The sequence below is a fragment of the Streptomyces sp. NPDC126497 genome (genome assembly GCF_040302425.1).
Taxonomy (GTDB): Bacteria; Actinomycetota; Actinomycetes; order Streptomycetales; family Streptomycetaceae; genus Streptomyces.
Genome location: NZ_JBEORT010000037.1, coordinates 18,618 through 33,746, shown reverse-complemented (window position 1 = coordinate 33,746; position 15,129 = coordinate 18,618). Strand labels below are relative to the sequence as shown.

The 15,129-nt window shown below is 69.4% G+C and carries 12 protein-coding genes; all 12 read left to right on the top strand.

The window, feature by feature from the left end:
* Positions 1–6 precede the first annotated feature (6 nt).
* The 12 genes from ABTY20_RS17640 to ABTY20_RS17585 all read left to right on the top strand — a co-directional run bounded on the left by ABTY20_RS17640 (position 7) and on the right by ABTY20_RS17585 (position 14,989).
* Positions 7–648 carry a hypothetical protein gene (locus ABTY20_RS17640; RefSeq protein WP_351997908.1) on the top strand — a complete coding sequence of 214 codons (642 nt, stop codon included), beginning with the start codon at positions 7–9 and terminating at the stop codon, positions 646–648.
* 150 nt (positions 649–798) lie between these two features.
* Positions 799–2,715 carry a translational GTPase TypA gene (gene typA / locus ABTY20_RS17635; RefSeq protein WP_351997907.1) on the top strand — a complete coding sequence of 639 codons (1,917 nt, stop codon included), beginning with the start codon at positions 799–801 and terminating at the stop codon, positions 2,713–2,715.
* A gap of 707 nt (positions 2,716–3,422) precedes the next feature.
* Entirely contained in the window at positions 3,423–5,039 is a 1,617-nt protein-coding gene (locus tag ABTY20_RS17630; RefSeq protein ID WP_351997906.1) for a peptide ABC transporter substrate-binding protein, read from the top strand.
* 130 nt (positions 5,040–5,169) lie between these two features.
* A complete protein-coding gene (locus tag ABTY20_RS17625; RefSeq protein ID WP_351997905.1) occupies positions 5,170–6,099 on the top strand; it encodes an ABC transporter permease in 930 nt (309 codons plus the stop codon).
* A complete protein-coding gene (locus ABTY20_RS17620; RefSeq protein WP_351997904.1) occupies positions 6,092–7,054 on the top strand; it encodes an ABC transporter permease in 963 nt (320 codons plus the stop codon). The genes ABTY20_RS17625 and ABTY20_RS17620 overlap by 8 nt, the downstream gene beginning before the upstream one ends.
* A gap of 11 nt (positions 7,055–7,065) precedes the next feature.
* Positions 7,066–8,124 carry an ABC transporter ATP-binding protein gene (locus ABTY20_RS17615; protein WP_351997903.1) on the top strand — a complete coding sequence of 353 codons (1,059 nt, stop codon included), beginning with the start codon at positions 7,066–7,068 and terminating at the stop codon, positions 8,122–8,124.
* Positions 8,117–9,265, top strand: coding sequence for an ABC transporter ATP-binding protein (locus ABTY20_RS17610; protein WP_351997902.1), 1,149 nt, complete (start codon positions 8,117–8,119; stop codon positions 9,263–9,265). The genes ABTY20_RS17615 and ABTY20_RS17610 overlap by 8 nt, the downstream gene beginning before the upstream one ends.
* 199 nt (positions 9,266–9,464) lie before the next feature.
* The gene (locus tag ABTY20_RS17605; protein ID WP_351997901.1) at positions 9,465–11,090 is read left to right on the top strand and encodes a peptide ABC transporter substrate-binding protein; all 1,626 of its coding nucleotides are present in this window, start codon (positions 9,465–9,467) and stop codon (positions 11,088–11,090) included.
* Between the two features lie 6 nt (positions 11,091–11,096).
* Complete coding sequence (locus ABTY20_RS17600) at positions 11,097–12,020, top strand: ABC transporter permease (protein WP_351997900.1); 924 nt, start codon at positions 11,097–11,099, stop codon at positions 12,018–12,020.
* Positions 12,013–12,993, top strand: a complete 981-nt coding sequence (locus ABTY20_RS17595; RefSeq protein ID WP_351997899.1) for an ABC transporter permease — start codon at positions 12,013–12,015, stop codon at positions 12,991–12,993. Before ABTY20_RS17600 ends, ABTY20_RS17595 begins: the two co-directional genes overlap by 8 nt.
* A 6-nt stretch (positions 12,994–12,999) precedes the next feature.
* Positions 13,000–13,974 carry an ABC transporter ATP-binding protein gene (locus ABTY20_RS17590; RefSeq protein WP_351997898.1) on the top strand — a complete coding sequence of 325 codons (975 nt, stop codon included), beginning with the start codon at positions 13,000–13,002 and terminating at the stop codon, positions 13,972–13,974.
* A complete protein-coding gene (locus ABTY20_RS17585; protein ID WP_351997897.1) occupies positions 13,967–14,989 on the top strand; it encodes an ABC transporter ATP-binding protein in 1,023 nt (340 codons plus the stop codon). Before ABTY20_RS17590 ends, ABTY20_RS17585 begins: the two co-directional genes overlap by 8 nt.
* Positions 14,990–15,129: the final 140 nt, after the last annotated feature.

Genomic DNA, 15,129 nt, shown 5'->3' with positions numbered 1-15,129 from the left:
CCGCGGATGCGCGGTGTGGCGCTACGACGTCCGGTGGCGGCGGGGCTGACCGTCGCGGCCCTGGTGGCGGGTCTCGCGGGATGCACGGGGGACCCGGGCGGCGACGGGGAAGGGAAGGCCGCGGCCACGGCGTGCGCGGACGGGGCCTACGCGTGGTCCGGGATCCGGCGGACGCAGGAGCTGACCGCGATGGCCGACCCGATCCGGATCGAGGAGGAGACCGACTCCTACGAGGCCCGCCTCGAGCCCGTCGGCGACCCCGTCCGCCGTCCCTCCGTGACCGGCGCGCCCCGGGGCGTCGGCGCCGCCGGTGTGATCAGGGCGCTGGGCGCCCGCCTGAGGACCGAGGAGCCCCTCGCGGGACCGTCGGAGACCGAGCGCGCGGACGAGGACCACTACTTCGAGGTGGCGACCGGCGACCTGAAGGGCGCGTACTACGCGTGGGGCTGGATCGACCTCGTGGAGGCCGACTTCACGTACACGTGCGGGAGCGCGGAGCCGGTCCGGGGCCGGGTACGGACCTGGGAGGGGACCGGCAGCGGCTTCCTGTCCTGTTCCGAGACCGCCGGCGAGGACGACGTCCCGGCCCGCACCGCCGGCCGCGGGTCCTGCCCGGCCGGATCCGCCGCGGCGGAGGCGGAGATCTGACCTCTGAGCTGCGCCGACACCTTCGTGACCGCCCCAGGGCCGGCGCACCCGTACCATGGGATGAGGCCGAGGCGTGTTCAGCCCGGCAGGGCCCGCACACCACAGACGCTCGTGCGGGACATTCCTCAGCACTCCGGGAGTACGCCTTTTATGGCACCGTCTCTGACACGTCACGACATCCGCAACGTCGCCATCGTCGCCCACGTCGACCACGGCAAGACCACCATCGTCGACGGCATGCTCAAGCAGGCCGGCGCCTTCGCCGCGCACCAGCTCGACTCGGTCGACGACCGCATGATGGACTCGAACGACCTGGAGCGTGAGAAGGGCATCACGATCCTCGCCAAGAACACGGCGGTGAAGTACCACCCCAAGGACGGCGGGGAGCCCATCACGATCAACATCATCGACACCCCCGGCCACGCCGACTTCGGCGGCGAGGTCGAGCGCGGTCTGTCGATGGTCGACGGCGTGGTGCTGCTGGTGGACGCCTCCGAGGGCCCGTTGCCGCAGACCCGCTTCGTGCTGCGCAAGGCGCTGCAGCAGCGGCTGCCGATCATCCTCTGCATCAACAAGACGGACCGCCCGGACGCCCGGATCGACGAGGTCGTCAACGAGACCTACGACCTCTTCCTCGACCTGGACGCCGACGAGGAGCAGATCGAGTTCCCGATCGTCTACGCCTGCGGCCGGGACGGTGTGGCCTCCCTCACCAAGCCCGACGACGGCACGGTCCCGACCGACTCCGACTCGCTGGAGCCGTTCTTCTCCACGATCCTGGAGCACATCCCGGCCCCCACCTACGAGGAGGGTGCCCCGCTCCAGGCCCACGTCACCAACCTCGACGCCGACAACTTCCTCGGCCGCATCGCCCTGCTCCGCGTCCACCAGGGCGAGCTGAGGAAGGGGCAGACGGTCGCCTGGATGAAGCGCGACGGATCCGTCTCCAACGTGCGCATCTCCGAGCTGATGATGACCGAGGCGCTCACCCGCAAGCCCGCCGAGAAGGCCGGCCCCGGTGACATCTGCGCGGTCGCGGGCATCCCGGAGATCATGATCGGCGAGACCCTGGCCGACCAGGAGAACCCGGTCGCGCTGCCGCTGATCACGGTGGACGAGCCGGCGATCTCCATGACCATCGGCACCAACACCTCCCCGCTGGTCGGCCGCGGTGCCACCGGCAAGGGCGCCGACAACAAGGCGGCCGTCAAGGACCGCAAGGTCACCGCCCGCCAGGTCAAGGACCGTCTGGACCGCGAGCTGATCGGCAACGTCTCGCTCCGCGTCCTGGACACCGACCGCCCCGACGCCTGGGAGGTGCAGGGCCGTGGCGAACTGGCGCTGGCCATCCTGGTCGAGCAGATGCGCCGCGAGGGCTACGAGCTCACCGTCGGCAAGCCGCAGGTGGTCACCAAGGACGTCGACGGCAAGGTCCACGAGCCGGTCGAGCGCATGACCATCGACGTCCCCGAGGAGCACATGGGCGCGGTCACGCAGCTCATGGGCGTCCGCAAGGGCCGGATGGACAACATGTCCAACCACGGCTCCGGCTGGGTGCGCATGGAGTTCGTGGTGCCCTCCCGCGGCCTGATCGGCTTCCGCACGGAGTTCCTGACCCAGACCCGCGGCACGGGCATTGCCCACTCCATCCACGAGGGCCACGAGCCCTGGTTCGGCACGCTCACCACCCGTAACAACGGCTCCCTGGTCGCCGACCGCTCCGGCGCGGTCACCGCGTTCGCGATGACCAACCTCCAGGAGCGCGGCGTGCTGTTCGTGGAGCCCGGCACCGAGGTGTACGAGGGCATGATCGTCGGCGAGAACTCCCGTGCCGACGACATGGACGTCAACATCACCAAGGAGAAGAAGCTCACCAACATGCGGTCGTCCTCGGCCGATTCGTTCGAGGCGATCGTGCCGCCGCGCAAGCTCTCGCTGGAGCAGTCCCTGGAGTTCTGCCGCGACGACGAGTGCGTGGAGGTCACCCCGGAGGCCGTGCGCATCCGCAAGGTGAACCTGGACGCCCGCGAGCGCGCCCGCGCCGCGAGCCGCGCCAAGCACGGCTGACGGCCGCGGCAGCGCCCGCGCGAGCGAACGGCGCCGGACACCCCGCACACGGGTGCCCGGCGCCGTTCGCGTGCGGGGCGGGGAGCGACACCGGACACGGCCCGAAGACCAAGCCCGGTGCGAAGGCGGACCGGGGAAAGGAAAAGTGAGGAAAAGGAGGGGGAAAGAGGGGTAGGGAAAACCCTTGATCTGGCCGATGCATGCCGTCGAAACGGCCGGATCGCACTAGCCTCCTTCCGGAGCGACGCGCCTGGTGACCGGCGGATCCGGGTTCCGCGGTCCATGACCAACGGCCCTGCCGGCCAAGGGCGCTGAGCGCGTGGCAGCCCCGAGACGCGCCTTGCACGGCGGGCACGTTACTCGCAATCGGTTTTCCTCTGCGCGACCGTCCGTTATTCGGACACCCGCCCCCGATAGATGTGTAACAAGTCCGTTTCGCAGGGATCTTTCACCAAACGCTTTGTCCGGATTTTGGAAGATGTAGGACCCAGCTGTGATCGAACCGATACCTCGTGGGTGTGGTTCGGTCGTGGCGCATGGCAGATAGTTAGGCGCGTAGAGCTCGGATGAACAGGTCACGCGCTGACGGCGCCGACTTACGAGCGCGGGGGCACCTGATGATCTCCGGCACCGGCGACGGGCGGTGGACGGTGACATGTCGCGTGCTCCTCTTTGCGGTGAACCAATGGACTCATGAGGAGGAACCCATGCGCGGTGCCAGGAGCGCCAAGTGGGTCGCGGGGGCGATAGTGGTCGCCCTGGCCGCCACCGCCTGCGGCGGCGGCGACGGTGACAGTGAGGGCAAGAGCAAGGGTTCCGGCCCTGCGGGGTACGTCTCGATCGACGTCGGCGAGCCGCAGAAGCCGCTGATCCCGGCTGACACCAACGAGTCCAACGGCTCGTACGTCATCCAGTCCCTGTTCACCCAGCTGCTCGACTTCGACGCCAAGGGTGACATCGTCTACACGAACGCCGAGTCGGTCACCACCGAGGACTCGAAGACGTGGACGGTCAAGCTCAAGAAGGGCTGGAAGTTCCACAACGGTGAGGACGTCACCTCCAAGTCGTACATCGACGCCTGGAACTGGTACGCCAACATCAAGAACAACCAGCAGAACTCCTTCTGGTTCCAGGACATCAAGGGTTACGACGACGTCCACCCGGAGAAGGGCGACCCGAAGGCCGAGACCATGTCCGGTCTGAAGGCCGTGGACGACCACACCTTCACCATCGAGCTGAAGTACACGATGCCGTACTTCAACTACAAGCTGGGCTACACCACGTGGGCCCCGCTGCCCAAGGTCTTCTACGACGACCCGAAGGCCTTCGGCCAGAAGCCGGTCGGCAACGGTCCCTACACCTTCGAGAAGTGGGACCACAAGAAGCTCATCCAGGTCAAGGCCTGGGACGAGTACCAGGGCCCGAACAAGGCGAAGAACAAGGGCGTCCAGTTCAAGTCCTACACGACGCTCGAGGCCGCCTACAAGGACGTCGTCTCCGGCAACCTGGACATGATCCGCCAGGTCGGCCCGACGGACCTGCCGAAGTACAAGCAGGACCTGGGCGACGGCGCCATCGAGCAGCCGTACGCGGCCATCCAGACGCTGACCCCGGCGTTCTACTCCAAGACCTTCAAGGACATCGACCCGAAGGTCCTGCAGGGTCTGTCGATGGCGATCGACCGCGACACGATCACCAAGACGGTTCTGAACAACACCCGCACGCCGGCCAAGGGCTTCACCCCGCCGGGCGTCAAGGGCTACCAGAACCTGGACACCGACGTGTTCACGTACGACCCGGCCAAGGCCAAGCAGCTCATCAAGGAGGGTGGCGGCGTCCCGGGCAACAAGTTCACCATCCAGTACAACACCGACGGCGGGCACAAGGAGTGGGTGACCGCGGTCTGCGAGTCCATCCGCAAGGCCACCGGTGTCGACTGCGTGGGCGACCCGAAGCCCGACTTCGCCACGGACCTCGAGGCCCGTGACAACGACCAGGTGAAGGGCATGTACCGCGGCGGCTGGGTCGCCGACTACCCGGTCAACGCCAACTTCATGAAGGAGCTGTACCACACCACCGCCGAGGCCAACAACGGTCGCTTCTCCAACAAGGAGATCGACTCGCTGATGAACAAGGCGGACAAGGCCAAGTCCCTGGAAGAGTCCGTGAAGGCCTTCCAGGAGGTCGAGAAGAAGCTGGTCGAGCACATGCCGGCCATCCCGCTCTGGTACTACCGCATCAACGGCGGCCACGGTAAGAACGTCGACAACGTCAACGTCGACTTCCACGGTGACCTCGAGGTGTGGGCCGTCACCACCAAGTAAGAGGAACCTCAGGGCTCTTCACACTAGGCCGTAAGCCCGCCGCCGCCCAGGCGGCGGTGGGAGGTGCGTGGGGCCGTCTCGTCATCAGGAGACGGCCCCCCACCTGCGTTAACCCCTCACGGAGGCACCTATGGGGCGCTATGTCGCACGACGACTGCTCCAGATGATCCCGGTCTTCATCGGGTCAACCTTGATCATCTTCTGTATGATGTACGCCCTGCCCGGGGACCCCGTCCGGGCGATGATGGGGGATCAGGCGTACGACCCGAGCGTGGTCGCGAGCATCAAGAAGGACCTCGGCCTCGACCAGCCGCTGCTGCAGCAGTACGTCAACTACATGACCGGGCTGTTCCAGGGCGACTTCGGCACCCAGATCGCCAGCAAGCGACCCATCGCGGACGTCATCGCCGACGCGTTCCCGGTGACGATCCGGCTGACGATCTTCGCCTTCACCTTCGTCACGCTCGTGGGCATCGGCCTCGGCGTCGTCGCCGGCCTGCGCCCCGACACGCTGCGGGACCGCGGACTGCTGACGCTGACGCTGTTCCTGGTCTCGATGCCGTCCTTCGTGCTGGGCTTCCTGCTGCAGTACCTGCTCGCGTTCAAGTGGTCCGTCACCACCCCCACGGTGACCGACTCGATGGACTTCGGCCAGCTCGCGCTTCCCGCCATCGTGCTGGCGTCGCTCTCCCTGGCCTACGTGGCCCGGCTGACCCGTACGTCGATCGCGGAGAACCTGCGTTCCGACTACATGCGCACCGCCATCGCCAAGGGGCTGCCGCGCCGCCGCGTCATCGGCGTCCACCTGATGCGCAACTCGCTGATCCCCGTGGTCACCTTCCTCGGCATCGAGCTCGGCAGCCTGATGACCGGCGCCATCGTGACCGAGGGCATCTTCAACGTGCGGGGCATCGGCATCGAGATCTACGAGGCCCTCAGCCGGCGTGAGGGCGCCACGGTCGTGGGCATCGCCTCGCTGATGGTGCTCATCTACCTCGCCGCCAGCCTGATCGTCGACCTGCTTTACGCGGTCCTGGACCCGAGGATCCGGTATGCCTGACAAGACCATCGAAAAGAGGGTCGACGCCCTTCCCGGGGACACCGCGAGCACTGCCGGCGTCGTCGTGACCGACTCCGGGCCGGCCCCCGAGAAGGCGCGCAGCCTGTGGTCCGACGCCTGGCACGACCTGCGGCGCAACCCGCTGTTCCTGATATCGGCCGTGCTGATCCTGTTCCTGCTGATCATGGCGGCCTGGCCGGGGCTGTTCACCAGCGCCTCGCCGCGCGACGCCGACCTGGCCAAGCACTACCTGGGCAAGCCGAACTGGGGCCACCTCTTCGCAGCGGACTGGCTCGGCTACGACGTCCAGGGCCGGTCGATCTACGCCCGGGTCGTCTACGGCGCCCGCGCCTCGATCACCGTCGGTGTGGGCGTCACCCTCGCCGTCACCGTTCTCGGCACGGTCATCGGCATGGTCGCCGGTTACTTCGGCGGCTGGACCGACACGCTGCTCTCGCGGCTGACCGACGTCTTCCTCGGCATCCCGTTCCTGCTCGGCGCCCTGGTGATCCTCAACTCCTTCGACGAGCGCACCGTCTGGGTCGTCATCATGGCCCTCGCCTTCCTCGGCTGGACCCAGATCGCCCGTGTCGCCCGCGGCGCCGTGATCACCATCAAGCAGGCGGACTACGTGGTGGCCGCCAGGGCGCTCGGCGCCTCGACGTCCCGGATCCTGCTCCGGCACATCCTGCCCAACGCGCTCGCCCCCATCATCGTCGTGGCGACCATCGCGCTCGGCGGCTACATCGCGGCCGAGGCCACCCTGTCCTTCCTGGGCGTGGGCCTCGGCGACACGGCCGTCTCCTGGGGCGGCGACGTGGCGCGCGGACGTGAGCAGCTCCGTATCGCCCCCCACACCCTGATCATCCCGTCGGTGATGGTCTCGATCACGGTGCTCTCGTTCCTGATGTTCGGCGATGCGGTGCGCAACGCCCTCGACCCCAAGCTGCGCTGAGGGAGGCGTACGTGACCATCATCGAAGAAACGGCCGGAACCCCCGCGCCGGACGGCTCCGGGACGGCTGAGCGTCCGCTCCTCGAAGTCCGGGACCTGCACGTGGAGTTCCGTACCCGTGACGGGGTCGCCAAGGCCGTCAACGGCGTCAACTACTCCGTCGGCGCGGGCGAGACGCTCGCCGTGCTCGGCGAGTCCGGCTCCGGCAAGTCCGTCACCGCCCAGGCGATCATGGGCATCCTCGACATGCCGCCCGGCAGCATCCCCAAGGGGGAGATCCTCTTCCGCGGCCAGGACATGCTGAAGATGTCCGGCGAGGAGCGCCGGAAGATCCGCGGCAACAAGATCGCGATGATCTTCCAGGACGCGCTGTCCTCGCTGAACCCGGTGCTCTCCGTGGGCTACCAGCTCGGCGAGATGTTCCGGGTCCACCAGGGCCTGTCCAAGAAGGAAGCCAAGGCCAAGTCGATCGAGCTGATGGACCGGGTGAAGATCCCGGCCGCCGCGGCCCGGGTCAACGACTACCCGCACCAGTTCTCGGGCGGTATGCGCCAGCGCATCATGATCGCGATGGCGCTCGCCCTGGAACCGGACCTGATCATCGCCGACGAGCCCACCACGGCCCTCGACGTGACCGTCCAGGCCCAGGTCATGGACCTGCTCGCGGAGCTCCAGCGCGAGTACCACATGGGTCTGATCCTGATCACCCACGACCTCGGCGTCGTCGCCGACGTCGCGGACAAGATCGCGGTGATGTACGCGGGGCGGATCGTGGAGACCGCGCCCGTGCGCGAGCTGTACAAGCGGCCCGCGCACCCCTACACCAAGGGCCTGCTCGACTCGATCCCGCGCCTGGACCAGAAGGGCCAGGAGCTGTACGCGATCAAGGGACTGCCGCCCAACCTGACGCGCATCCCGTCCGGCTGCGCCTTCAACCCGCGGTGTCCCAAGGCGCAGGACGTCTGCCGCACGGACGTCCCGCCGCTGTTCCCCGTCACCGAGCGGGACGGCGGCGAGCTGGCCGGCCGCGGCAGCGCGTGCCACTTCTGGAAGGAGACGATCCATGGCTGAGCTGGAGAAGACGGGCGAGGCCATGGACGCCACCCCCAACGTCGCCGAGGTCGAGACGGTCGACGTCGCGACCGAGGAGGAGGCGGTGGCCGCGCTCGACGCGCCCGTCGAGCGCGGTGAGCCGATCCTCCAGGTGCGCAACCTGGTGAAGCACTTCCCGCTGACCCAGGGCATCCTGTTCAAGCGCCAGGTCGGTGCGGTCAAGGCCGTGGACGGGGTCTCCTTCGACCTCTACCAGGGCGAGACGCTCGGCATCGTGGGCGAGTCCGGCTGCGGCAAGTCCACGGTCGCCAAGCTCCTGATGATGCTGGAGAAGGCGACCGCGGGCGAGGTCTTCTACAAGGGCCAGGACATCACCAAGCTGTCCGGGCGTGCGCTGAAGGCGGTCCGGCGGAACATCCAGATGGTGTTCCAGGACCCGTACACCTCGCTCAACCCCCGCATGACGGTGGGCGACATCATCGGGGAGACCTTCGAGATCCACCCCGAGGTGGCGCCGAAGGGCGACCGCCGCCGCAAGGTCCAGGAACTCCTGGACGTGGTCGGTCTCAACCCCGAGTACATCAACCGCTACCCGCACCAGTTCTCGGGCGGTCAGCGCCAGCGCATCGGCATCGCCCGCGGCCTGGCCCTCAACCCCGAGATCATCATCTGCGACGAGCCGGTCTCCGCGCTGGACGTGTCCGTCCAGGCGCAGGTCGTCAACCTGATGGAGAAGCTGCAGGACGAGTTCAACCTCTCCTACCTCTTCATCGCGCACGACCTGTCCATCGTCCGGCACATCTCGGACCGCGTGGGCGTGATGTACCTCGGCAAGATGGCCGAGATCGGCACGGACACGGAGATCTACGACCACCCGACGCACCCCTACACCCAGGCGCTGCTGTCGGCGGTCCCGGTCCCCGACCCGGAGGCCCGCGAGGGCCGGGAGCGGATCATCCTCACCGGCGACGTGCCGTCGCCGGCCAACCCGCCCTCGGGCTGCCGCTTCCGCACCCGGTGCTGGAAGGCCCAGGACAAGTGCGCCGAGGAGGTCCCGCTGCTGGCGGTCCCCGAGCGCTTCAAGGGCGTGGACTCCCCGGCGGCCCACGAGTCGGCCTGCCACTTCGCCGAGGAGAAGGACGTCGTCCACGCGGCCTGACCCCGGCTCCCGCCCAGGAACCCGGCACCCCGTCACGGGGCGCCGGGTTCCGGCGTGCGGGCGCGGGCCCGCCCGCGTGCGCCGTCCGAGGGCGTGTCACCCCCGTACAGGTGCCGCACATGTGCGCACCGCGCCCTTTGCGCCGATATTGGCGTAAAGGGTCGGCGCACGTACCCGGCGCACCTACGAGGAGGCACCCATGCGCGGAGCCACGCACGCCCGATGGGCCGTCTGTGCGGTGGCGGTCGCCCTCGCCGCGACGGCCTGCGGAGCCGAGGCCAGCGGCAACGGCGACGCCGGTGCCGTGCTGAGCGCCTCCTGGGGCGACCCGCAGAACCCGCTGGAGCCGGCCAACACCAACGAGGTCCAGGGCGGCAAGGTCCTCGACATGATCTTCCGGGGGCTGAAGCGCTACGACCCGGTCACCGGCGAGGCGAAGGACATGCTCGCCGAGAGGATCGAGACCTCCGACTCGCGGAACTTCCGCATCACCGTCAAGGACGGCTGGACCTTCAGCAACGGCGAGAAGGTCACCGCGCGGTCCTTCGTCGACGCCTGGAACTACGGCGCCTCCCTGAGGAACAACCAGCGCAACGCGTACTTCTTCGGCTACATCGAGGGCTACGACCAGGTGCACCCCGAAGGCGGCAGGCAGACCGCCGACACCCTGTCCGGACTGAAGGTCACCGGCGACCGCACCTTCACCGTCGAGCTCACCCAGACGTTCTCGAGCTTCCCCGACACCCTCGGCTACAACGCCTTCGCCCCGCTGCCCCGCGCCTTCTTCGACGACCACGACGCCTGGGTGAGGAAGCCGGTCGGCAACGGCCCGTACCGGGTCGACTCGTACACCCGCGGCTCGCTGATGGCCCTGCGGACGTGGGACGACTACCCCGGCCCCGACAAGGCCCGCAACGGCGGCGTCGACCTCAAGGTCTACACCGACAACAACACCGCCTACACCGACCTGATGGCCGGCAACCTCGACCTCGTCGACGACATCCCCGCCGCCCAGCTGAAGAACGTGAAGGACGACCTCGGCGACCGCTACCTCAACACCCCCGCCGGCATCCTCCAGACCCTCGCCTTCCCCTACTACGACGACGCCTGGAACAAACCCGGCGCGGAGAAGGTCCGCAAGGGCCTGTCCATGGCCATCGACCGCGAGCAGATCACCGACACGCTCTTCCGCGGGACCCGCACCCCCGCCACCGACTGGACCTCCCCGGTCCTCGGCGAGGACGGCGGCTACCGGGACGGCCTGTGCGGCGAGTCGTGCCGGTACGAGCCGGACAAGGCCAAGAAGCTCATCCGGGAGGGCGGCGGGCTGCCCGGCGGCAGGGTGACCCTCACCTACAACGCGGACACCGGATCCCACCGCGCCTGGGTCGACGCCGTCTGCAACTCCATCAACAACGCGCTGGACGACGAGCGCGCCTGCGTCGCCGCGCCGGTCGGCACCTTCGCCGACTACCGCAACCGGATCACCGGCCGCAAGATGAGCGGCCCGTTCCGCGCCGGCTGGCAGATGGACTACCCGCTCATCCAGAACTTCCTCCAGCCGCTCTACTACACGGGCGCCTCCTCCAACGACGGCAAGTGGTCCAACGAGCGGTTCGACGACCTCGTCGACCGGGCCAACCGGGAGACCGACCCGGCCAAGGCCGTCAGCCTGTTCCAGCAGGCCGAGGAGGTCGTCCGCGACCACATGGCCGCCATCCCGCTCTGGTACCAGAACGGCAGCGCCGGCTGGTCCCAGCGGCTCTCCGACGTCGAGCTCAACCCCTTCAGCGTCCCCGTGTACGACCGGATCAAGGTGAGCTGAACCGCCATGGGGCGCTACGTCGTCCAGCGGCTGCTCCAGATGATCCCGGTGTTCGTCGGGGCCACGCTGCTGATCTTCCTGATGGTCAACGTGATGGGCGACCCCGTCGCGGGCCTCTGCGGCGAACGCCGGTGCGACCGGGCGACCGCGGCCCGGCTGCGGCAGGAGTTCGGCCTCGACCGGCCGGTGTGGCAGCAGTACCTGACCTACATGGGGAACGTCTTCACCGGCGACTTCGGCACGGCCTTCAACGGCCAGGAGGTCACCGAGCTGATGTCGACGGCGTTCCCCGTCACCGCCCGGCTCACCCTGATCGCGATCCTCTTCGAGGTCGTCGTCGGCGTCGCCCTCGGCGTGATCACCGGACTGCGCCGGGGCCGCCCCGTCGACACCGGCGTCCTGCTGCTCACCCTCGTCGTCGTCTCCGTGCCCACCTTCGTCACCGGCCTGCTGCTCCAGCTGCTGCTCGGCGTGCGGTGGGGCTGGATCCGGCCCTCGGTCTCCACCGAGGCCCCCTTCGGCGAACTGCTCCTGCCCGGCCTGGTGCTGGCCTCCGTCTCCCTCGCCTACGTCACCCGGCTGACCCGCACCTCCATCGCCGAGAACCGGCGCTCCGACTACGTCCGCACCGCCGTCGCCAAGGGCCTGCCCCGCCGCCGGGTGGTCGTGAGGCACCTGCTGCGCAACTCGCTCATCCCCGTGGTCACCTTCATCGGCGCCGACATCGGCTTCCTGATGGGCGGCGCGATCGTCACCGAGCGGATCTTCAACGTCCACGGCGTCGGCTACCAGCTCTACCAGGGCATCCTGCGGCAGAACACCCAGACCGTCGTCGGCTTCGTCACCGTGCTCGTCCTGGTCTTCTTGGTCGCCAGCCTCGTCGTCGATCTCCTCTACGCCGTACTCGACCCGAGGATCCGCCATGCCTGAGCAGCACTACGAACCCGAGCCCGTCGTCGCGGGGGCCGCCGTCGGCGGCACCGTGGACGTGGACGTCGGGGGAGCCGGGACCCTGGGGGAGCGGCCGAAGGGCCGAGGCGGACCCGGACCGCGGGACCGGCCCCGCTCCCTGTGGTCCGACGCCTGGCGCGACCTGCGCCGCAACCCGGTCTTCCTCGTCTCCGGCCTGGTCATCCTCTTCCTGGTCCTGGTCTCCCTGTGGCCCTCGGCGATCGCCCCCGGCAGCCCCCTCGAGTGCGACCTGGCCAGGGCCCAGGAGGGCCCCCGGCCGGGCCACCCCTTCGGCTTCGACGGCCAGGGCTGCGACGTCTACACCCGCACCGTCCACGGCGCCCGCACGTCCGTCGCGGTCGGCGTCCTCGCCACCCTGGGCGTCGCCGTCCTCGGCAGCGTCCTGGGCGCCCTGGCGGGCTTCTTCGGCGGGGTCTGGGACTCCGTCCTGTCCCGCGTCACCGACGTCTTCTTCGCCATCCCGGTCGTCCTCGGCGGACTGGTGCTGCTGTCGGTCGTCACCAGCAACACCGTCTGGCCCGTCATCGGCTTCATCGTGCTGCTCGGCTGGCCGCAGATCTTCCGCATCGCCCGCGGCTCCGTCATCACCGTCAAGCAGAACGACTACGTCCAGGCCGCGCGGGCGCTCGGCGCCTCCCCCTCCCGGCTGGTGCTGCGGCACATCGCGCCCAACGCCGTCGCCCCGGTCATCGTCGTCGCGACCATCGCGCTCGGCACCTACATCGCCCTGGAGGCCACCCTGTCCTACCTCGGCGTCGGCCTGAAGCCGCCCAGCGTCTCCTGGGGCATCGACATCTCCGCCGCCTCCCCGTACATCCGCAACGCCCCGCACGCCCTGCTGTGGCCCTCCGGGGCCCTGGCGGTCACCGTCCTGGCGTTCATCATGCTCGGCGACGCGGTGCGCGACGCCCTCGACCCGAAACTGAGGTGAGCCGCCGTGCTGCTCGAAGTGCGCGACCTGCGCGTGGAGTTCCGCACCCGGGACGGGGTCGCGAAGGCCGTCGACGGCGTCAGCTACGGCGTGGACGCGGGCGAGACCCTGGCCGTGCTCGGCGAGTCCGGCTCCGGCAAGTCGGTGACCGCGCAGGCGGTCATGGGCATCCTCGACGTCCCGCCCGGCCGGATCACCGGCGGCGAGGTCGTCTTCCGGGGGCGGGACCTGCTGAAGCTCAGGGAGGGCGAACGCCGCAGGGTCCGGGGCGCCGAGATGGCGATGATCTTCCAGGACGCGCTGTCGTCCCTGAACCCCGTGCTCAGCGTCGGCGACCAGCTCGCCGAGATGTTCACCGTGCACCGGGGCATGTCCCGCAGGGACGCGCGGGCCAGGGCGGTCGAGCTGATGGACCGGGTGCGCATCCCCGCCGCCCGGGAGCGGGTCGGACAGTACCCGCACCAGTTCTCCGGCGGCATGCGCCAGCGCATCATGATCGCGATGGCGCTGGCCCTGGAACCGGCCCTGGTCATCGCCGACGAACCCACCACCGCCCTCGACGTCACCGTCCAGGCCCAGGTGATGGAGCTGCTCGCGGAACTCCGGCGCGAGTACCGCATGGGCCTGATCCTGATCACCCACGACCTGGGCGTGGTCGCCGACGTCGCCGACCGCATCGCCGTGATGTACGCGGGCCGGATCGTCGAGTCGGCGCCGGTCCACGACCTCTACGCGGCCCCGGCGCACCCCTACACGCGGGGGCTGCTGGACTCGATCCCGCGCCTGGACCGCAAGGGCCGGGAGCTGTACGCCATCAAGGGACTGCCGCCCGACCTCACGCGCGTCCCGCCGGGCTGCGCCTTCCGTCCCCGCTGTCCACTGGCCCGCGACGTCTGCCGCACCGACGAGCCCCCGCTGTACGAGGTCTCGGCGACGCGGGGGAGCGCCTGCCACTTCTGGAGGGAGTGCCTGGATGGCTGAGCCGGTCCTGGAGGTCAGCGGCCTGGTCAAGCACTACCCGCTGACGCGGGGCGTGGTGTTCAGGAGACGGGTCGGCGCCGTGCGGGCGGTCGACGGCGTGGACTTCGCGCTCGGCCGGGGCGAGACGCTGGGCATCGTCGGCGAGTCCGGCTGCGGCAAGTCCACGGTCGCGAGGATGCTGGTCGGCCTGGAGCGTCCGACGGCCGGTTCGATCCGCTACCGGGGCGAGGACGTCACCGGGCTGTCGGGCCGGGCGCTGAAGGCCGTGCGCCGCAACATCCAGATGGTCTTCCAGGACCCGTACACCTCCCTCAACCCGCGCATGACGGTGGGCGACATCGTCGGGGAGCCGTACGAGATCCACCCCGAGGCGGCGCCCCGGGGCGACCGGCGGCGCAGGGTCCGGGAGCTGCTGGAGGTGGTCGGCCTCGATCCCGCGTACGTCGACCGCTACCCGCACCAGTTCTCCGGCGGCCAGCGCCAGCGCATCGGCATCGCCCGGGGCCTGGCGCTGCGCCCCGAGGTGATCGTCGCCGACGAACCGGTCTCCGCGCTGGACGTCTCGGTGCAGGCCCAGGTCGTCAACCTGATGGACCGGCTGCAGTCCGAGTTCGGTCTGGCGTACGTGTTCATCGCGCACGACCTGTCGGTCGTGCGGCACATCTCCGACCGGGTCGGGGTGATGTACCTGGGGCGGATCGTGGAGACGGGCACGGCCACCGAGATCCACGAGCACCCCACGCACCCCTACACCCAGGCCCTGCTCTCCGCCGTGCCCGTGCCGGACCCCAGGGCCCGGGAGCACCGCGAGCGGATCGTCCTGGCCGGCGACGTCCCCTCGCCGGCGGACGTCCCGTCCGGCTGCCGCTTCCGCACCCGCTGCTGGAAGGCGCGGGAGCGCTGCGCGCGGGAGGTGCCGGCGCTCGCGGTACCCGCCCGGTTCGCCGGAGCGGGCGGCCCGGCGGCGCACGACTCGGCCTGCCACTTCGCGGAGGCCGTGCCGGTCGGGCGCTGACGCGCCGGGGCGCGTGGCGCCGGTGGGGGAAGGGGGAACGGCGACGGGCCGGGACGACATGGCGCGTCCCGGCCCGCTTACGGCACCCGCACGGCCGTACACCGATCAGTGTGCCGTGTCCGTATATCGGTACCGCTTCC